The sequence below is a fragment of the Streptomyces sp. NPDC098789 genome, assembly GCF_044759975.1.
In the GTDB taxonomy this organism is placed as follows: Bacteria; Actinomycetota; Actinomycetes; order Streptomycetales; family Streptomycetaceae; genus Streptomyces.
Window position 1 is genome coordinate 61,412 of sequence record NZ_JBIWAJ010000032.1, and the last position, 18,971, is coordinate 80,382.

Here is an 18,971-nt window from a genome sequence, read left to right on the forward strand (position 1 = left end):
CACTGCACTCCGTTGACACGGACGCGGCCGCCGGAAGCAGCAACAGGCCGCCAGTAGTCCAGGTCCACCGTCCCCCAGCAGGCCCGGTCACCGCACTGGGACCTCCTCTGTCCTCAGCTCCGCCAGAGCCGGCCCGACCGGTCCAGACGGAGCTGTCGCGCCTCACCGAGAGGCGCAATGACGACAAAGAGCACCCGATCCTCCAGGAGGAACCAGCGTGACGCACGACCGTGAACGCGATTACATCGACCAGAGATTCACCAACCTGACCACGGGCGCGGGGTGGGAACAGCCCGCGCCCACCCCCTACGGCCCGCCCGCCAAGACCCCGATGACGAGCCAGACCAAGGCCGTGCTGGCCATGGTCGGACTGGTCATCGTCGGCGGCAGCGCGGTCGGCGTCGCCGCCTACAGCGCCTCCTCCGGACAGGCCGAAGTGAGGGCCCAGGAGCTCGCCCTCCAGGCCCAGCAGCTCGAGGTGGAACGGGCCAAAGCGACCGCCCCCGACGCACAAGCGGAGGAGCGGCGCATGGACGGATTCCAGAAGTGCATCGAGAAGGCCGGCCTCAACAAGGACGTCTGCGCCCAGGCGTTCCCGGCCCCCGGCACCACCACCCTCGGCGGCTCCCGAGGCGCGGCCAATGTCGCTTCCGTATCGGACGCCAACCAGGGCGGCGGATCCGGCATCACCAGCGGTCTCGTCATCGCCGGAGTGGTCGTCGTCGGGATCGGATTCATGGTCCACAAGGCCAACAAGGCAGGTAACGCCACGTAAGTTCCTTCCTTCCTTCCCTCCCGGGCACAAGGCCCGTTCCCGACCTCCTAGAGGCCGTGAACGGGCCTTCCTGTCGGGAGGGAGGGAAGGAAGGAAGTCACAGAAAGTGAGGATCCCGCAGTGACGACCCCGCCTGACCCTCCCCCGATGCCCCCTGATCCGCCCCCGGCCGTGGCCCCCACCGCCCCGCCGGACCCCGCTCCCGCACCGCCCACCGTCCCCGCTCCGGAGCCCCCGCCTGGGGGCGGGATCCTCGCTCCGGTTACGCTCGCGCGCCCCACCCGCGACGCCTCCGGCGGGTCCGCCTCCTACGCCTCGCAGGGGGAGAGCGGAGGGCCGGACGGCAAGCCCGGCAAGGCCGAGAAGAACACGTCGAACCCCGGTATGTGGAAGGGCATCGCGGCCTACATCGCGAACCGTCCGCAGCAGAAGATCTCGGTCCAGCACATGATCAGCGAGATCCGCGGATCGTCCACCGACCGCAAGATCAACCACCAGGTCGCGGAGAAGCGCGGCGCCACCTCCGACACCAAGTCGAACCGCACGGCGACCACCACCCACGCGAGCAAGAGCGACAAGTCCGCCAAGACCGCCGACACCCGCGACGCCAAGACCTCGGCTGCCAGCACCAAGGCTGACAAGAACAACCGTGACGCGAAGACGGCGGACACCCGCAGCGCGACCGACAAGAACAGCCGTGACGCCAAGACCTCCGGGACCAAGAGCTCCACCGACAAGAACAGCAACACCCGTGACGCGAAGACCGGCGACAACCGCAGCACGACGGACAAGAACAGCCGCGACGCCAAGACCGGATCGGACCGTAAGGACCACAACACCCGCCAGCAGTCCGGCAAGACAACCACGGACACCGCGGACCGTACGGCCCGGGACGACAGGAACAGCCGCAAGCCCGGCGACGCCGCCGGGCGGCAGCCCCCGGACGGTCAGCCCGCCGGTGCGAGGACGCCGCCGAAGGCGCCGGCCCCCGGCTCGGCCACAGCGCCCACCCCGGCGAAGGCCGGGGACGACGCTGCGGCGGCCAAGCCGGGCCCGGACCCCACGAAGCCCGGCTCCCCGGCGTCCGGCCCGCAGCCGGCCCCACCCGCATCCGACCCGCGGTCGGCGCCACCCTCGTCCGGCCCGCCGTCACCTGGCTCGTCCGCATCCCCTCCGCCGGCCTCCGGTCCGTCGACACCGACCGGTCCGGCTCCGGCTCCGGTAGCCGGTCCCGCCGGCAAGCCGGGCAAGGTCAAGCCCCGCAAAGGCCCGTACACCGCGCAGCCGGCCCGCGAGGCCGGCTTCAACGCCGGGGCGCAGCAGGCCGCCGTCGACGCGGATACGGCGGCCTGGACGGACGGCTACGCGGATGGTCAGAAGGCCATCCGTGACAAGGCCGCTCAAGACAAGCAGCGGATGGACGCTGCCCGTGACCGCACTACCCGAGGAGTTGTTCCCGTGCCGAGCACGCCCACCGCCCCGCCGGCCTCGCCGACGAGCTCCGAGCCCAAGACGTACGCGCAGGTGGCGGCGACGTACACCGGCGACACCAAGCACACTCACCACCGCGTCCCCCTCGCCCGCGGGGAGATCCTCAACCTGCGGGCCTTCACGAACTTCCTGCACGGCAAGGAGCAGCAGTCCCACCAGATCGCTGACCAGTGCAAGGAGGCCAGGGAGGTTGCGGCGAACCGGGTCAAGGAGATCCAGGAACTGATCGAGACGTGCCAGGACCCGAAGGTCAAGGGCGGCAAGCACCTGATCGCGTCGCTGCAAAAGCTCAAGGAGGCGACCGAGACCCAGGCCAAGGAGGCCGAGAGGCTGTACGCCAACGCGGTGTGCGGGGTCGAGGCGCTGCGGACCTTGAACAAGAACGCGGAGGTTCGCCATGGCGGGGTCTACAAGGCCGTGGCCGACTCCCCCGAGACCAGCCCCGCCGAACGCGCCTTCTACAACCGATAAGGAGAGCATCACCCATGGCAGAGACCACCTACCGCGCACTGCGCGCGAAGGTCCAGAAGTTGGCCTACTCGGTCGCCAGGGACGGCGAGGCGATCCGGCAGGTCGGCCAGCGGGCCGACCAGAATGCCCGGCGCGTGGCCTACGTCGCCGACCAGCTCGCCGCCCTCGAGGTCGACACCCTCACCACCGGTGAGGCCAAGGACGTCTCGAGGATCATGCGCGGAGTGTCCACGGCCGCCATCGCGTCCGCGTCGGCCGCCGACAGCGTGGGCGCCGCCGCGCGGGGCGTCGACGCCCAGGCGCAGAAGTCCCACGGAGCCATCGACGAGCAGGTCGGTGCGATGACCGTCCGCATGGCCCGCGCCTCTTTCTACGAACAGGAGTAGCCGAGCATGTCCGAGATCACCGTGACCCGCCGTCCTCAACTCGCCGACCAGGTCCCCGCGCTGATCTCGGTGATCGCCCCGCCCGCCCTGGGCGCGCTGACCCCGCTCCTGGAGCCCGGGCTCGCCGCGCTGACCGCGGCCGCCACGGTCTGCGGGAGCGCCGCGTTCGCCGCGCACTACGTCGGCCGCGTCCCCGCGAACGTCGTGGCCGCGACGGGGATCGGGGACGTGCTGGCGGCCCAGCGCTCCACTCTGCTGGGCTCCAGCCTCCTGACCTCCATGGCGACCGTGCCGGGCGCGTTCCTCGGCCCCGCCTACGCGGACGCCCTCATGGCCGGGTTCCTCGACCCGGCCAACGTCTCCGGGCTCGTCTCCGCCGCCTGGTGGATGATGTGGGCCGGCCTCACGATCAAGCTCCGCCCCGCCCTCGCCGCCCGCAAGGTCCGCATCAGCGCCCCCACCCCCGAGGCCGGCCCGGTCGCTGCCGCGGGGCCGGGCGGGCTCTACAAGGTGTGGTCCGACCACATCTCCTGCGAGGGCGGCGCGCACCCCGGCCAGCACCTCGTCGGCGTGAGCGACACCGGGGACCGGTGGGAGGGCATCATCGAGGCCCCCCAGGGCCGGACGGTGAACGTCTCCGCCGAGGCCATCGGCTCCGCCTACCGGGTCCCCGCCGAGTGGATCAGCTTCGCAGCCGGGCACCACCCCGGCGAGCAGTACGTCACGGTGCGCCGCACACCGCCTGCGGAACTGGATCCCACCACGATGGAAGGGATGTGGGCCCGCCTGGTCCGGCCCACCGTCATGCCGGGCACCCACCTCAAGGACGCCCAGGTGGACCCGGCGACCGGAGGCTGGGTGGCCTGGGTCGTCGCCGACGAGGACAAGGCCGCGCTCCCCGTTCCCGACCGGACGCAACTGGTGGGTGCGCTGCGCTCATCCATGACCCTGGTTGACTACCAGCCCAACAAGTCCGACCCCCGCAAGGCGAAGATCCACATCATGGAGAAGAACCCGCTGGAGGACGGCGTGCCGTTCCCCGGCCCGCTGGTGCTGACACCGTCCCCGGGCGGCTACATCTCCATCGGGCGCGGCGTCTCCGGCCGCCCCGCCCGCCTCCAGCTCTTCGACCCCGTCCTCGGCGCGCAGCACGTGTTCATCGCCGGGGTCACCGGCTCTGGCAAGGGCGGCGCCGTCCAGATCATCGCGCTCGCCGGACACCTCGCCGGGATGGCGATCATCTACGCCGACCCCAAGGGCAGCTCCAACCCCGACGTTGAGACCATGGCCGCCTACGCCGCGACCGGCGAGGACGCGATCAAGTCCCTGCGCCTGTCCTACGCCGTCCTGCGGCACCGGATCGCGGAGTCGGCGCGCCTGGGGCGCAAGAACTTCAAGGCGACCGACGCCTGCCCGTGGGTCATGACGGTCGTCGACGAGACCCACATGATCACCGACACGGCCACGGAGACCGGCAAGGAGGCGGTGTTCATCCTGGACAAGCTTGCCTCGCTCGGCCGCAACCTCGGCATGACGCTGCTGATCGTCAACCAGGCCGTCAACGCCGCGAAGCTCGGCGGTGACACCGCGATCCGCACCAACGTCATCCAAGGCGGAGCGATGATCATGCTTCGCACCGACTCCGCCCAGTCGAACCTGGTGACCGTCGAGGGTTTCGAGGGAATCGACCCGGGGGCGATCCCCGCCGCCTGGAACATCGAGGACGAGCCCCTCGTCTGGTCCGACGACCTGCCCATCAACGACCCCGCCCGCACCTTCGGCCTCGGCTACGTCGGCTCCCCCGGCGAACCCGTCCAGATGATGCGGACCTGGATCCTGGAATCCGCCGCCCCCTACATCCGCCACGACGCCATCGCCTGGCCCCGCGACTTCACGGGATGGGACGACCGGTACGAGATCGCCGACACCCCCGTGAACGGCGACGGCGAGACCGACTCCGACACCAGCTCCGGCTGGGGCAGCGCCGGATACGCTCCCCCGCCCGGCGGCGGCTTCAAGGCACCGCCGGAGCCCGCCGCGGACGTCGCCGTCCTGGACTGCCTCGACGACGCCGTCGGCGTGGCCATGCCCAAGGCCACGATCCTGGCCCTCACCGGCCTCAACGAGAAGACGCTCTCCAACACCCTGACCGACCTCGTCAAGAAGGGAGCCATCGAACGCGTCAAGAACGGCGTCTACCGCAAGAACCCGTAGAAGGGAGCCAGGAATGACGATCGGAAACCTCCGCCAGCCCGCGCCCCCCAGGCCGGTGTCCCCCCGCCCGGATGCCCGAGCCGTACAGGGCCTGATCGGGCAGGTCGAAGCGGTGTACACGACCGGCCCGACCGGCCCGACGGGCTTCCCGGAGCCCAGCGTCCGCCACACCCTGCGCACCGCACGGGAGCTGATCATCCGCTACGGCTGGACCCGCGGAACCCTCTGCGACCGACACGGCCTGTGCCTCCTCGGGGCGATTCAGGCCGCCGCCCTCGCCTACGACCCGACCGTGTGGGCGAGGGAGGTCCGGGCCACCGAGCTCCAGCTCATGCACACCCTCAACACCACCAATCCCGACGACCTCCCCCGCTTCAACAACCGCCAGACGTGGGCCGGCCCGGTCCTTGACCTCCTTCTCCGCGCCACACGCTGACGCCAAGCCCAGGTAACCCCTGGGCACCGGCCCACCTGCTGCGGTTTCATGAAGCCATGGAACCGACCGAGGACGAGGACATCGAGTTCGAAGCGCCCTGCAACTGCGGCGCCCTCGGCGACCACCCGCGCAACCCCAACTGCGCCCACACCGGGCAGGTTCAGATCGAACTGACCGGTGGCCGCTCCGCCTGCCTCGAAGCCCTCGGCGTACTCCGCGCCCACTACCACGTGTTCCCCGAGCACGAGTGGCAGGACCCCAACAGCGAGGAATGGGTTTTCCAGCTCAGCGCTGTCCGAGACCCCTGGCGGCCCCTCGTGCCTCACCGGCCCTTCACCACAGAGCCAGAGCCCACCCCGGAAGACGCCGTGCTCGCCTGCCTCCACGACGCGCTCGGCCTGGAAATGGATGAGAACGCGATCGGCGCCCTCGCCAACCTCCATGGCGAAACCCTCTCCACCACCCTGACCGCCCTGGTCAAGGTCGGCAAGATCGAACACGTCCGGCCCGGCTACTACCGCAAGAACTCGTAGCCCCCCCAGCCCTACCTGCCCCGCCCAGCGCCCCGCCCGGAGAACCTTCCCGGCGGGGCGTCGCACTGTCCTGCCCGAAACCCCAGTCACCAGGAGACACCGCCCGTGCGCCGCTACGCCTACCGCTGCATCGTCTGCCGCACCACCAGCCCCGTCGTCCACCAGCTCGAAGACCTGGCCGCCGAGGGCGCGGCCCACCGCCTCGCCCTCCACGGCGGGCACATACCCGACGCCGAAGCCGCCGGACAGATCGACCGCCTCGGCCGCTGGTACGCCGCCCTGGGCCCGCTGATCGCGATGCACGCGCGCATCGCCGACGGGCTCAGCGACCTCCGCGACCCCAATGGCATGGGCCACCCCTTCTGGGCCTCCGCCAGCGCCACCCTCATCCTCGGCAGCGCGGCCGCCCTCATCTTCGGCGTCATCTCCGCCGCCCTCTGACCCCATTCCGACCGCCCCGCCTGGCCACCGGCCCTGGCCGCCCCGCACCCGGGGCGGCCGGCTGCCGGTGACCTGGGCAGGCCGACCGGCCTCAGCCCAACCCCCGCACCCGCCACCCCGACCCGGGGTCGGCGGGCGCCCCCGCACGTGCCAGCCACCGCCTCGACTTGGAGGGTCCATCGTGATCACCCCCCGGCCGCGCCGCAGGATCGGCCGCCCGCGCCCCACCATCCCCGGCCCCCGCCACCCGCTCCCCCAGCGCCGCCCGCCCGGTACCTGGAGCCGGTGATGGCCGACCAGGACGAGGACCTGGCCGACGTCGACCCCTACGCCCCCGCTGAACCCGAGACCACGATCCCGGTGTTCAAGCGACTGTGCGCGCCGTCGGGTTACGCGACCAAACGCCAACTGCGGGCGATGGGGCTCCGCCCCGGCGGACAGGAACCGGTCGCCGAGGTCGAGACCCGCGGCCCCAAGAACGGCCTGCTGTACGAGATCGCGAAGGCCCGCCCGGTACGGCCGATGACCCTCGCCAAGGAGTACGCACTCGACAAGGCGATGGCCGCCCGGCAGACCTGTGGCACCTGCGACCGGCGGTACTTCTTCGTGCTCCCGACGTCCCTGGCCAGCTGCCTGGAGTGCCACGACGGCACACCGGCCGATCCCGCCAGCTACACCGCTCCCCCGGCCGCGCACCGGCTGGCCGCGTGAACGCATCTCGCCCCGGCCGGATCGGCCGGGGCGAGATCACGGGCGCCGCAGCATCGGCAAGAGGCCGGCGCCCTGCTCCCTCACCCTTTCGAGATCAGGAGAACCCCCAGCATGACGCATCACCGCCCCGCCCTGTTCGCCGCCGTCCTCGGCCTGGGCCGCGCCGCCTCCAACATCGGCGACCACTGGATCCAGAACGACCACTGCGCCCGGGTCAAGGCCGCCACCGACGCCAAGCCGGTCCTGATGCCCGCCGCCAACCCGGACGCCGAGCCGGTCGCGCACGGCACCCGCGACGGGATCAAGGCATGCGCCTGGCACTGCCTGACCTACACCGCCACCCAGGCCCTCGTGGTCGGGGTCGGCGCCCGGGTCCTGGGCATCCGGCTGCACCCCGGCGCCGCCGCGGCCGCGCTCGCCCTGTCGGGCATCACCCACTACATCGCGGATCGCCGCGTTCCCGGCGGCGTCCTTGAGCAGCTCGCGACCACCACCGGCAAGGGCAACTTCTTCCGCCTCGCCGACCACGGCCTCAACGGCGCCTACGCCCTCGACTCCGCCTGGCACCACGGCTGGGAGACCGCCGCCGCACTCATCGCCACGACCAAGGCGACCAGCCGATGACCGACCACTCCCACGCAGTGCCGGACACGGACTCCACCCGAGCGGGCCTCCGCCACGGTCCGGTGCCGTTCTTCGGCGAGGCCGGGACCGGCAGTTGCCGTCACGGCGACGGCTACCACGAGCGGCACACCGGGGCCGCGGACCAGGACCTGCTGATCTGCCTCGACAACCCGATCGGCGACCACTGCCAGGGCTGCCTGCACACCGACGGCGAACTCACGCTCTGGACGCACTGCCCGCACCTGCGTCGTGCTCCCCACGCCCCCGACTCGCATGGAGACCGCTCATGAACACAACCACCTCCGTCTATCCGGAGATGCCCGAGCACAGCCTGGTCGTACTCATCGGACCTAGCGGAGCTGGGAAGTCCACGCTTGCGGGCACCTGGCCCGCCTCGCAGGTGCTGTCCCTGGACGCGCTGCGCGAGGTCGTCAGCGACGACCCGGGTAACCAGGACGCGACCGGCGACGCCGTTGCCGCCCTCCACCTGCTCCTGGAGGCGAGGATGCGCCGACGCCTCTTCACCGTCATCGACGCAACCAGCGTCACGCCCGCGACCAGGGCCCCGTTGGTCGCCGCCGCCAAGCGCCACAACATGCCCGCCATCGCGGTCATGGTCTCCACCCCGGCCTCCGTGTGCGTGGAACGGCAGGGCCCGCGGCCGGCCAACCGGACCGTCCCGGACAACACCGTCCGCGCGCAGCACCAGGCGATGGTCCGCTCCCACCCGAAGCTCCTCGCGGAGGGATTCAACGAGGTCGTCTTCTCCGACAGCCTCTGCCAGCTGCTCCCGTTCCTGCAGCGCCTGGGCGACGCCCGCAACACTGATCTCGGGCTGGACGGCAGCGCCGGCCTGGGCCAGATGCTCCTCGTGCGCCGCGTGTTCGGTGAGGAGATCCTGCCGCTGTGGCGCTGGAGGCCCGGCTCGATGGCCGCCGGCGGAGACCGGGTCGCCGAGATCCGCCTCGGCCAGCAGTACCTCACCCTCGCCCTGCGCACGGACGTCGACGGCGAGGGCGACATCGGGTTCGACGTGAGGGTGCCCTGCCCCCACGACAACGAATGCACCGGACGGGCCTGGGCGCCCGCCTACAGCATCACCTGCCTCGCCCGCGCACTCGCCGGGCAGTTGGACGACAGCGAAGACATCGTCTGCTCGGTTCACGGCGCCTTCGACGGCGCGGGCCAAGAGCTCGACGAGCACGACGGCATCGCGATCCGCGAGAGCGCCGGGAGCGCGCGGTGAACTTCCTCCAGGACAGCAGGGAGCCTGGCAGGAGCGACTGGGAACTGGCCCGCCTCGCGGTTCACCTGCGCGGCTTCGCCGCCTACGCCGACGACCCGCAGGCCGACGCCGCGCGGAGCCTCGGCGAGGCGTTCACGGCCGACGAGCTCCGTCGGGCCGACGACTTCCTGGAAGCCGGCCGTCAGGACACCGACCACCTTGCCGCAGTCGAAGCCCGGCTTGGCGAGGACGTGATCGGCGATAAGGCGTGGCTCGTGCAGCAGCTCACGACGGCATGGGCGCGGCTCGACGAGCTGCGGGACAGGATCGACACCGGCGGCAGCCTCATGGCCAACACCCACATCGCCAGCGCCATCGACTACATCCGCGGGTCCCGGCCGTGAGCCGCGCCGCCGACGGCCCGCACCCGCACCTACCGCTCAACCGACACAGCCACCCGCCCGACCGAGAGGTGAGCATGACCGAGACCGAGACCATCCGACACACTGCCGACGTAGTGGCCCTCACCCCCGCCCGCCACGTCCTCTTGATCAAGCGCGGATGGCCGCCCTACGAAGGCGCCTGGGCCCTGCCCGGCGGCTGGGTCGACCCCGGCGAAACGATCCACGCGGCCGCCGCCCGCGAACTCGGCGAGGAAGCCGGCGTCCACGTGAACGCGGGCGACCTCCACCAGCTCGGCGTCTGGGACCAGCCCAACCGCGACCCCCGCGGCCACTACATCACCACCGCCTACATGATCATCGTCCCCGAGGGCACCCCGATCACCGCTGGCGACGACGCCCGCGACGCCCGCTGGTGGCCCCTGAACGCCCTACCGGAGCTCGCCTTCGACCACGCCGACATCATCAACGCGGCCGTGACCCACGCCCCCTGACGCAGCACACCCGAAGCGCCGCGCACGACCCTCCCGGCCGCGCGCGGCGCTTCGCTGTTCCCGCTCGCTCCTCACCCGCGAACGTCGACCGGACCAAGGAGTCCGCCATGAAGACCTGCGTTTTCTGCGACATCGCCGCCGGCCAGGCCCCGGCCGTCATCCTCCGCCAGTGGCCCGACGCCCTCGCGATCCGCCCCCGCAGCGGCGGCGTGAACAACGGGCACGTCATCGTCATCCCGCGCGTCCATGCCGAGGACGCCGGAACCAACCCGGACGTGACCGCCGCGGTGATGCACCGGGCCGCCGAGCTGATGACCAACCTTCCGGCCGCGAACCTGATCACGTCGAAGGGGGCCGCGGCGACCCAGAGCGTCCAGCACCTCCACGTCCACGTGGTGCCCCGCGAGGCCGGCGACGGCCTGCCCCTGCCCTGGACCCCGCAGCACGCCGCCCGCGCCGCCGACGCGCAGAACGGAGCCACCCCATGAACGGCCCCACCACCCTGGTCACGGCCCGCGAGCCCATCCCCTCCACAGGCCCGTCCGTCTTCCTCGCCGGACCCACCCCGGACACGAGCAACCCCGTCCCGTCCTGGAGGCCCGACGCCCTGCGCGCGCTCGCCGAGCAGTGGACCCGCCCCCAGACGCTGACCGTCCTGAGCCCCGAATCCCGCAACGGCGACCGCGCGGACCGCTACGAGACCCAGGTCGACTGGGAGACCAACGCCCGCGCCCAGGCCACGGCGATCCTCTTCTGGATCCCCCGCGACCTCAAAACGCTGCCGGCCATGACCACCAACGTCGAGTTCGGCCTCGACGTCGGCACGGGCAGGGCGGTGCTGGGATGCCCGCCCAACTGCCCCAACCCCGAGCGCAACCGCTACCTGATCTACGTGGCACGCCGCCACAACGTTCCGGTGCGCGAGACCCTCACCGACACGGTGACCGCAGCCCTCGCCCTCGTCCACACCACCTACCCCGAACAGGAGAAGCCCCGATGAACCGTCGCCTGTCCCGCCGCCGCTGCGCCACCGCGCCCGGCACCGTCCTCGGCCCCGAGGACCGGGTCGTCGTCGACGCGTTCCGCGCGATGCTTGCAGCCCTGCGCACCCCCGAACCCTGGACGCCCGGCTGCGGCCAGGACGTCGCCGTCCGGGTCGGCGCCTACATCGAACGGGCCCACCCCAGGCCCGGCGACGACCACGGACCCGACCTGATCGCCGTTGCCCTGGTCCACCCCTACACCCCGCACGCCGCCGCCTACCTCCACGGCCGCCAGCTCGGCTACACCAACCGCGGCTGGCTCCGCTGCGAAACCGCCGGGATCCTGGGCCTCTGGCAGCCGGCCTACACGGCGCTCTCCCACGCAGCAGCGGGCAGCGAGCTTCCCGACGACGTAGGCATGGCCCCGGCCCACTACGGCGTCGACATCGAAGTACGATAGCCCGACGGATCCGGCTTCACCGTGCTCCGCCTGGGTCCGTACACCCAGAGCCGACATGCCTCCCGCGACGCAGACCGCCTCAAGATCGAGCTGGAAGGACGGGCGGCCACTGCCGTCCCTGGGCTCATGACCACCGCAACCACCGCGCCGTTCGACGTCGACAACCACGAGCACTACAGCGACCCGTACCGGGCGGACACCGCCGTGCTCCTGAGCGCAGCCCTTAAGAGCGTGAGTACCTGACAACGACGCCCGGACCCCGCGCCCCGGCAGGCTGACGTACAGGCCCGGCTTCTCCGCAGCCATCTGCGGGGGAACCGGGCTTTTGTGCGTTTCAGGGCCCTGCGGCGAGTCCGTCTCCCTACAGAGGGCAGCATCGCTTTGCTGTCCCTGTGAACGACAGCATCCTGATGCAATACCCTTACGAACTTGCCGACCTGATGCGCGAACGATTCGGTCCGCCAAAATATCGTGCGCGGCCCGAGCGGTACATCGCGGCGGACTCCCTCACCCACGCACTGAGTCGGCTCCTCACGGAAGCCGACTTCGCTGCCTTCCTCCAAGCGGCACTCGATGCAGAGCGCGACAGCCGCCGGAGAGCGCACTGGTCGTGCACACCCGTATTCGTTGACCACTTTGGCCGTGCACTGCGCAACAGCTCTGTCGAAGTCGAAGCCCTCGCCGGCGGGGAAGAGGCATGGCACATCATGCTCACCCTCCACCGCATCCTGGTGCCGGACCTGCTCCGCCCGTACCTATGCTGCGCCCGTGAAGCCTTGGAGAACACTGTGGAGATGACCCGCCGCGTGCCCACCGGTGTCTAGCGGACACCAGCACCACCGCAGCTGAGACCGTTGTGTCGCAGCGGCCGCTTGACGCGGACCTACGATGTTTACCCGGTAAACATGTGCCGGCCGCGCTGGCTGTCCCCCGGAGGCATCGCTGGCGTGGTGAGGCAGGCACGAGAACGGGTCCCAACCGTGGGGTGGGACCCGGGTACTCGTCGGCGAGTGCGCCGCATGTTTACCTGGTAAACATGCGCTCTGCTCGGCTCTAGGAGTCAGCCATGAGCAACAGGGTGAGCTCCTCGCGGTGCTCGGAGGACATGTGCTCTCGTAGCTGCTCGTTGAACCACTTCGGATCCGTCCACGGCAGGTCAGGCACGCCCGCAGAGTCCCCGGCGATGTTTACCTGGTAAACATCGCCGGACGGCGGCTTGGGGGCTGCCTCAGGCGCGCCCTTCGGCTGGGCCGGCAACGCAACCGCAGGGGCGGGTCCGGCTGCGGCCTTTCCGTCGCGGCGGGCGCGGGGCTTCGGCGCCGGCTTCTCGACGTTCAGCACGCGGTTCGCCTCGGCGTGCTGCTGTGCTGCCGGTAGCCCGCCGATGCGACGACCTTCACGGACCGGGAGCTGGCCAGTGTCCACCTTCTGCTGAAGGTCATCCGGCAGCTTGAGCAGGGTAAGCCGCTGGGACACCCAGCCCGCGGTCTTCCCAAGGCGCCTAGCCACTGCCAGCTGCGTTCCGTGGACCGAGAGCAGTTCCTGGATTGCCTTCGCCTGGTCCAGCGGGGGCACGTCCACGCGGTGGACGTTGGCGATCAGTGCCGCCTCCAGAATGTCGGCCGCGGTGGCCGCGAGGGCATCGTTGACGTCGATGCGGAGCTCGGTGAGGCCGGCCTCGTGTGCGGCGGCCAGGCGCCGGTTGCCGTCGATGACGACGTACTCGGCGTCGCCGAGCTGTTCCGCCTGGTCGCCATGGACTGCGAGGAACGCCGCCGTGCGCACGACGGCAATGGGCTGGAGCTGTCCACGTTCCCTTAGCGAAGCCGCGGTCTCGCCGATTTCCGTGAGCTCGTCGCGAGGGTTGAACGGGTTGTGCGCGAGGACGGACAGGGCCACTGCCGCAGGCGGCCGCTTACCCTCGCCTGCCATGATCTGCTGCCGGGTACGAATCCGGCGCGGGGAAGGCTTGGCCTCCGAGCCATCTTCGTTGATGTCGAATCCGCGAGTGACTCGCTGGGACGTCGTCATACGGCAAGCTCCTTCGCCAAATCGCGCATCGCCTGCGCATGTTCGCTGTCCGGGGCGTACTCAAGGAGCGGGATCTCTCCGTCAGCCGCCTCGCGGCCCTCCTTCAGATCGCCGATGACGGCGAGGACCGAGGGCGAGCTACTCCTCTCCCACTGGTCCTTGTTCTCCTTGACCAACTTCCCGCGGCGGCTGTCGTACGCGTTGACGACGAGGCCGAGATAGTCGATCTGGATCCTCCCCTTACGGCAGAGATCTTCCTTCTGCGCCTTCAGCAGCTTGAAGGCGCGGTGGGATGCCTTGTTGGCCCAGACAGGGGTGATGAGGCCGGATCGATCGGCGAGTTCACCGTCGCGACGCCGCACGTAGTACAGGGCGGTGTCCATGTTCAGGCCGAGGCTGGGGGGACCGTCGATAATGATCACGTCGTAGTCCTCCTCCAACGGCTCCAGAGCCCGCTCCAGCGCGGCCTCGCTGAACGAGACCTTCGAGAGCGAGACGTCGCGGAGGAAGGCATCGTCCGAAGCCGGCAGAAGATGCAGCCGCTCCCCAAAGCGCTGCTGGTCCAAGGCAACGAGCAACTCGCGGATATCGCCCTTCGCACTGCCGTCCATGTGCATCAGGAGCGTCTCGACGTCGTCCTCGTACATCACGTCCTCGAAGCCCAACTCAGCCGTGAGGTGACCCTGCGGGTCGTAGTCGACGAGTAGGACTCGCTTGCCAGCCTCGGCCAAGGCCTGCGCCATACCTGACGAAATGAACGTCTTACCCACTCCACCCTTCTGGTTGGCCACTATCACCCTGGCCACGGGCTGCGCGTGAAGAGGCGCCGTGGGGGAGGGGTGGTGCTCCAGCCACAGCGTGACGGCCTGGGCAAGGCCCTGGATGTAGGTGACGCCCCGCTCACCACAGGTGGCCTTGAAGTTCTCGGGCTCGCCGGGCGGCAGGAAGGTTCCCCAAGTCTTGGCCTTGGCCGTGTCCACCTCGGGCAGATCGGACGCCAGGTACCACGCCTTGATGGCGTGCTCGGTGGCGTCCTGGATGTCCATGCCGTGCTCGAAAGCCCGGATCTTGAGGAGTCTGCGCAGCTGAGGAGTGAGGGAAGTGATTAGTTTCTCTCGCCCCCCGCTCTGGGTTGGGATGCTCATGCCGCCGAATATTACTAGGTGAACGCTGATGTCATGGAAGCGACGCCTCCGAATTCGCCTAACTCCGTGACGACTTCGAGACGCGAGCACACCAGCCCGGCCTCCCGCGAGGTTCCAGAACCCGTGGTCGGGAAGCCGCAGAAGGCGTACGCTCGAACGGTGACGTGCGGTCCGACTCGCTGTCTGGATGCGCGGAACTCGCGCTAGCTCTCGCACCGTTGTGTGAGGGTGTGACGACCGCGTTGGCAGTCAAGGTCTCTAACGAGACCAGACCGTGGGGCCTGCGGCCGGCCCCGGGCAGGGCCTGAGGAACGCCTACGGGCGACCCTCTCAAAAGCTCGGCTCTCAAGGCATAGCCAGGCCGCGCCCGCAGGCCCTCTGCCTGTATTTGCCGAGTTCAATGCCCGGCGCCGATGCCCTTCCAGCCGTTCCCGAGCCCACGGCGCCGCGGCCGCGATGTCGCGGCGGCGGGTACCAAGCGGGTGTTCAGCGCGGCAGTCACTTCCCCGGCCGCCGCCGGGGAGAGCCCGGCGGTGACCTGTTCGGAGGGGAGGACCCGGGCGTACGTTCCGGGCCCGTACGCGGCCAGGGCCCCCGCGAGGGCGGCCGCCGCCGTCTCGGCCGGCCCCGCGCCCCACCGGGGTTCGTCCTCGGCTGCGGGTGTCTGGCGGGGGAGTGCGCGGCGGGCGGCGAGGAGCACGGCGAGGGCCTGGGCGTGCGCCGCGTCCAGGGTGACGGTCAGCAGGGCGGGGCCGAGCTGGTGGACCCGGTGCCCGGTGAGGCTGTGCGCGGCGAGAGCTCGCCGTAGGCCGGTGCTCAGCACCGCCGGGTCCTCCACGCGGTCCGTTCGGCCGGAGGGCGGGACTGGGGCCGGGGTGTGCTCGACGCGTTCGCGGAGTGCGGCGACGGCGGCGGGGACGACCTCCAGGAGCTCGGCGGCCTCCGGGCTGAGATTGGCCAGCGCCCCGGCGAGGACCTCCAGTGCGGTGGCCGCGTCCTCGATGGCGCCCGTGCTCCACTGCTCAGGTCCGGCGGCGTCGGCGAGTGCGCATACTGCGATCACCGCGTTCTCGGCCAGCGGGTCCAGGGAGGTGGAGTGCTTCATGTTCCGCCCAACGAGTCGGCCAGTCCGTGGTGCTGGCACCTCATGATCGGCTGTGCCGTCCGCTTCGACGGCATCCGGCGGTCAGGGTCCGGTGAGGATTGAGTGGGTGCCGATGCGGCGCCAGATCACGTGCGGGGTGCCGGGACGCAGCTCCGGCCCGTACTCCCACGTCGCGCGGCCAGCCGGGCCGGAGCCCATGGACCAGGTGAGCTCGTAGATGCCGGAGACGCGCTGGACACGCTTGACGCGGAGACCAACGCGGAAGCGGCCGGTGCGCAGGTCCTCGACGAAGGCCGCCACGGTCTGGCGGAAGCGGCGACGCTGCTCGGGAGTAAGACGGTCCAGGTCGGCGGCGAAGCGGGGCAGGGCCTCGTACGTGGGCACGGTGAACTCCTCCAGGAAGCACGAAGCCCCCGGCCGGTGGCCGGGGGCGAGGGTGGCTGTTCGTGTTGAAGGGCGTCGGTGACGTCGTCTGCTCAGCGGTGTCGGTTGGTTCGGGCTGTCGTGCGGTGGGGTGTGCTCGATGAGGCTCGATTGGGTTGGAGCGGGTCTCCGTGCGTGGGACGTTGGCCATGGCGCAGTAATCGCACGGTCCGTGTCAGTTCTCGTAGCGGTCGCGCATCTTGTCGGCCCACTGCTGTGCGCGAGTCATGTCGCTGGTGCAGCTGGTGCAGTGGGGCACCGTGTTGATCCGGATGGGGTACGCGGTGTTCGCCGAGCGGACGACGGCGGTGGTGCGCAGCGTGAGAGGGAGGCTGCACAGCGGGCAGAGGTCTCCGTGGAGCGAGTTGCTTGTCATGGGGCGGACTGTGCACACGTGCACGGGCTACCGTCTCGGGCTGCCGGGGCATCCCGCCCGGCGGGCGCCACGGGCAAAGAGTTGGTGATGGCTTCCCGCCCGGCGGGACGGGGGCCTGATCGCCCTTTCTCGCAGGTCACGGGCGGGGTTCCCTGGCCCGGTGATGAGCATGTCGAAGGTCGAACCGGGGAACGGATGGCGCTACCTCTTCCGCGGCGTAATGGTCGGCGACGGCCACCGCCCGGCCGGTACGCCGCTGCGCGCCGCCCAGGACAAGGCCGGTGTCCCACCCGGCGTCTGGAAGGGCCGGGGCCTGCCCGCGGTCGGCCTCACCGCCGGGGACGTGGTGACCGAGCGGCCGGCCGAGCTCCTCCTCGGGGAAGGCCGGCATCCCGGCGCCGACCGGATCGAGCGCGAGCGCCTGGAGGCGGGCGACACCCCGGCGAAGGCACGGCGGGCAACGGTGCTGGGCCGCCCGATCGAGCACAACCAGTCGCCCGAGACCGAGAAGGCGAAAGAGCGGACGCCCTGGCTGGCGATGGACCTGGTGTTCCGGCCCTCGTCGACCGTGCACATCGCGTGGGCGCTGGGGGACGACGAGACCCGCCGGGTGCTGGAGCTGTGCCAGGACATCGCCCGGGACAAGACGCTGGCGTGGCTCGAGGACGCGGTGGCACAGATCCGCTGGAAGAGCGGTGGCAAGCAGCGCAAGCCGATCCGGGACGGACTGATCGTCGCGGTGTTCCGGCACTACGAGTCCCGGGCGGCCGAGACGCGGCCGCTCCTGCACGACCACGCGGTCATCTCGATCCGCGCCCGGCGCCCGGACGCAGCAGGGACGTGGGGCAACCTGTCGGCCGACTCAATGCTCGCCAACATCGTCGCTGCCGACACCCTCTACACCCTCCGCTTCATGGAGGAGGTCACCGCCCGGCTCGGGTGGGCGTGGGAGATGCGCGAGGTGACTCCCGGCCGCCGCCCGGTCATGGAGATCGCCGGGATCGACCAGCGGCTCATCGGCTGGCAGTCCACCCGCCGCCAGCAGATCGAGGACGCCCTCCCCGTCCTGGTGGCCAAGTACGAGGAACGGCAGGGACACGCACCGGGGGAGCGGGCCGCCTACGCACTGGCCTGCCAGGCCGCCGACCAGACCCGCTCACCCAAGCGCACGGCACTGCTGTCGCTGACCGAGCTGCGCGCACGGTGGCGGGCCTCAGCCGTCGTCGCGTTCGGCGCCTGCACCGTCTACCGGCTCGCCGAGCGGGCCCGAGCCGCCGCCGAAGCGATCTGGGCCCGGGTCCGCCCGGTCGTCGACGTCGCCCTGGCGGCCGTCGACGTCACCGCCGTGGTGTTCGTGATGCGCGGCGCGTTCAAACGGCACCACCTCCTCGCCGAAGCCCGACGCCACCTCGCCTACGCCCTGCGCGGCCGCCGACACCGGCCCGGCCTGGACGAGCAGATCGTCCAGGCCGCCGCCGACGACTACACCCGCCCCGTCGGCCGGGGCCGGATGATGACCGCCGACCTGCACGCCCTGTACCCACACGACACCGAGGACCAGGCCGTGCTGCGCGCGCTGACCCGCAAGCGCTCCGCCGCACCGTACGAGCGGGCCCGTCTCGCCTCCGGAGCGCTGACCGCCCGCGTCCATGCGCTGCGCCGCGCGGATCGCCTGAACTCCCGGCCCCGGCCGCACACCGTCACCGTGCCGACCACGCCGAACCCTCGCCCCGGGCGGAGGGCCGGCCGGGAATTGGAGCCGATGACGGACGTCGCCGCGGTGGAGCTGACCAGCAGGACGCTGGAGGCCGCCGCGGCCGAGATAGCCGCCCGGCTCAAAGCCGGCGTCCAGGAACGAGCCGCCGCCCGGCGCTCCTCTCTCAAGTCCGCGGCGGCCCTGCCGCCGAGCGCCCACCAGCCTGTCCGGCCCGCGCCGGGCCGGACACCACCCACCGGAGGAGTCGCATGACCACCACGCCGCCCGCGGACCCGAGGATCGAAGCCGTCGCCGCCCGGTTGAAGGAGGCCGCACAGAAGCGCGCCGAGGCGTACGCGCCTCCGACGGACTGGCAGCCGATCTGGAAGCGGCCCCGGACACCGAAGTCGGATGCGGACAAGAAGAAGGAGCTGCGCAAGCAGCGGCGGCGGCTCTGAGGTTCCCCCGAGATGCGGGAAGTGGTGGCAGGGGGTCAGATGGGTCTCGTGAGAGGAACCCGGACGATGTCCGCACCGAGGAAGTATCCGTT

At 70.9% G+C, this 18,971-nt stretch carries 24 protein-coding genes; 19 read left to right on the forward strand and 5 right to left on the reverse strand.

Annotated elements, in window-relative coordinates; genetic code table 11:
* Window positions 1-217 precede the first annotated feature (217 nt).
* From ACIQWR_RS38975 to ACIQWR_RS39055, 17 genes are all read left to right on the forward strand, one after another.
* Window positions 218-775, forward strand: a complete 558-nt coding sequence (locus ACIQWR_RS38975; protein WP_404020128.1) for a hypothetical protein — start codon at window positions 218-220, stop codon at window positions 773-775.
* A gap of 147 nt (window positions 776-922) precedes the next feature.
* Entirely contained in the window at window positions 923-2,737 is a 1,815-nt protein-coding gene (locus ACIQWR_RS38980; RefSeq protein ID WP_404020131.1) for a hypothetical protein, read from the forward strand.
* A 14-nt stretch (window positions 2,738-2,751) separates the two neighbouring features.
* Window positions 2,752-3,123, forward strand: coding sequence for a hypothetical protein (locus ACIQWR_RS38985; protein ID WP_404020134.1), 372 nt, complete (start codon window positions 2,752-2,754; stop codon window positions 3,121-3,123).
* 6 nt (window positions 3,124-3,129) lie between these two features.
* Window positions 3,130-5,337: a hypothetical protein gene (locus ACIQWR_RS38990; RefSeq protein ID WP_404020137.1), complete on the forward strand. Its 2,208-nt coding sequence runs from the start codon at window positions 3,130-3,132 to the stop codon at window positions 5,335-5,337.
* 13 nt (window positions 5,338-5,350) lie between these two features.
* On the forward strand, window positions 5,351-5,773 hold the full coding sequence (locus tag ACIQWR_RS38995) for a hypothetical protein (protein ID WP_404020139.1): 423 nt from the start codon (window positions 5,351-5,353) through the stop codon (window positions 5,771-5,773).
* Window positions 5,774-5,829: 56 nt separating this feature from the next.
* Window positions 5,830-6,306: a hypothetical protein gene (locus ACIQWR_RS39000; RefSeq protein WP_404020142.1), complete on the forward strand. Its 477-nt coding sequence runs from the start codon at window positions 5,830-5,832 to the stop codon at window positions 6,304-6,306.
* Window positions 6,307-6,411: 105 nt separating this feature from the next.
* Window positions 6,412-6,747 (forward strand): hypothetical protein, encoded by a 336-nt coding sequence (locus tag ACIQWR_RS39005; protein WP_404020144.1) that lies wholly within the window; start codon window positions 6,412-6,414, stop codon window positions 6,745-6,747.
* 288 nt (window positions 6,748-7,035) lie between these two features.
* Window positions 7,036-7,458, forward strand: a complete 423-nt coding sequence (locus ACIQWR_RS39010; RefSeq protein WP_404020147.1) for an RRQRL motif-containing zinc-binding protein — start codon at window positions 7,036-7,038, stop codon at window positions 7,456-7,458.
* Window positions 7,459-7,569: 111 nt separating this feature from the next.
* Complete coding sequence (locus ACIQWR_RS39015; RefSeq protein ID WP_404020150.1) at window positions 7,570-8,082, forward strand: hypothetical protein; 513 nt, start codon at window positions 7,570-7,572, stop codon at window positions 8,080-8,082.
* Window positions 8,079-8,372 (forward strand): hypothetical protein, encoded by a 294-nt coding sequence (locus tag ACIQWR_RS39020; RefSeq protein ID WP_404020153.1) that lies wholly within the window; start codon window positions 8,079-8,081, stop codon window positions 8,370-8,372. Before ACIQWR_RS39015 ends, ACIQWR_RS39020 begins: the two co-directional genes overlap by 4 nt.
* Window positions 8,369-9,328: an AAA family ATPase gene (locus ACIQWR_RS39025; protein ID WP_404020156.1), complete on the forward strand. Its 960-nt coding sequence runs from the start codon at window positions 8,369-8,371 to the stop codon at window positions 9,326-9,328. The genes ACIQWR_RS39020 and ACIQWR_RS39025 overlap by 4 nt, the downstream gene beginning before the upstream one ends.
* On the forward strand, window positions 9,325-9,711 hold the full coding sequence (locus tag ACIQWR_RS39030) for a hypothetical protein (protein WP_404020159.1): 387 nt from the start codon (window positions 9,325-9,327) through the stop codon (window positions 9,709-9,711). Before ACIQWR_RS39025 ends, ACIQWR_RS39030 begins: the two co-directional genes overlap by 4 nt.
* Before the next feature lie 74 nt (window positions 9,712-9,785).
* A complete protein-coding gene (locus ACIQWR_RS39035) occupies window positions 9,786-10,202 on the forward strand; it encodes an NUDIX domain-containing protein (protein WP_404020162.1) in 417 nt (138 codons plus the stop codon).
* Between the two features lie 107 nt (window positions 10,203-10,309).
* On the forward strand, window positions 10,310-10,690 hold the full coding sequence (locus ACIQWR_RS39040) for an HIT family protein (protein WP_404020165.1): 381 nt from the start codon (window positions 10,310-10,312) through the stop codon (window positions 10,688-10,690).
* Window positions 10,687-11,202: a nucleoside 2-deoxyribosyltransferase domain-containing protein gene (locus ACIQWR_RS39045; protein WP_404020167.1), complete on the forward strand. Its 516-nt coding sequence runs from the start codon at window positions 10,687-10,689 to the stop codon at window positions 11,200-11,202. The genes ACIQWR_RS39040 and ACIQWR_RS39045 overlap by 4 nt, the downstream gene beginning before the upstream one ends.
* Window positions 11,199-11,645 (forward strand): hypothetical protein, encoded by a 447-nt coding sequence (locus ACIQWR_RS39050; RefSeq protein WP_404020170.1) that lies wholly within the window; start codon window positions 11,199-11,201, stop codon window positions 11,643-11,645. The genes ACIQWR_RS39045 and ACIQWR_RS39050 overlap by 4 nt, the downstream gene beginning before the upstream one ends.
* Window positions 11,646-12,037: 392 nt before the next feature.
* On the forward strand, window positions 12,038-12,469 hold the full coding sequence (locus ACIQWR_RS39055) for a hypothetical protein (RefSeq protein ID WP_404020173.1): 432 nt from the start codon (window positions 12,038-12,040) through the stop codon (window positions 12,467-12,469).
* 229 nt (window positions 12,470-12,698) lie between these two features.
* Here ACIQWR_RS39055 and ACIQWR_RS39060 read toward each other — a convergent pair whose 3' ends face one another.
* From ACIQWR_RS39060 to ACIQWR_RS39080, 5 genes are all read right to left on the reverse strand, one after another.
* Window positions 12,699-13,676: a ParB/RepB/Spo0J family partition protein gene (locus ACIQWR_RS39060; RefSeq protein ID WP_404020176.1), complete on the reverse strand. Its 978-nt coding sequence runs from the start codon at window positions 13,674-13,676 to the stop codon at window positions 12,699-12,701.
* Window positions 13,673-14,821: a ParA family protein gene (locus tag ACIQWR_RS39065; protein ID WP_404020178.1), complete on the reverse strand. Its 1,149-nt coding sequence runs from the start codon at window positions 14,819-14,821 to the stop codon at window positions 13,673-13,675. The genes ACIQWR_RS39060 and ACIQWR_RS39065 overlap by 4 nt, the downstream gene beginning before the upstream one ends.
* A gap of 397 nt (window positions 14,822-15,218) precedes the next feature.
* Window positions 15,219-15,926, reverse strand: coding sequence for a hypothetical protein (locus tag ACIQWR_RS39070; protein ID WP_404020181.1), 708 nt, complete (start codon window positions 15,924-15,926; stop codon window positions 15,219-15,221).
* Window positions 15,927-16,007: 81 nt separating this feature from the next.
* Complete coding sequence (locus ACIQWR_RS39075; RefSeq protein ID WP_404020185.1) at window positions 16,008-16,310, reverse strand: hypothetical protein; 303 nt, start codon at window positions 16,308-16,310, stop codon at window positions 16,008-16,010.
* 214 nt (window positions 16,311-16,524) lie between these two features.
* Window positions 16,525-16,725, reverse strand: a complete 201-nt coding sequence (locus tag ACIQWR_RS39080; protein ID WP_404020188.1) for a hypothetical protein — start codon at window positions 16,723-16,725, stop codon at window positions 16,525-16,527.
* Window positions 16,726-16,945: 220 nt separating this feature from the next.
* Here ACIQWR_RS39080 and mobF point away from each other — a divergent pair, with 220 nt between their 5' ends.
* Together mobF and ACIQWR_RS39090 are read left to right on the forward strand one after the other, a co-directional pair.
* Window positions 16,946-18,694 carry a MobF family relaxase gene (mobF, locus tag ACIQWR_RS39085; RefSeq protein ID WP_404020194.1) on the forward strand — a complete coding sequence of 583 codons (1,749 nt, stop codon included), beginning with the start codon at window positions 16,946-16,948 and terminating at the stop codon, window positions 18,692-18,694.
* On the forward strand, window positions 18,691-18,879 hold the full coding sequence (locus ACIQWR_RS39090) for a hypothetical protein (protein ID WP_404020191.1): 189 nt from the start codon (window positions 18,691-18,693) through the stop codon (window positions 18,877-18,879). The genes mobF and ACIQWR_RS39090 overlap by 4 nt, the downstream gene beginning before the upstream one ends.
* Window positions 18,880-18,971: the final 92 nt, after the last annotated feature.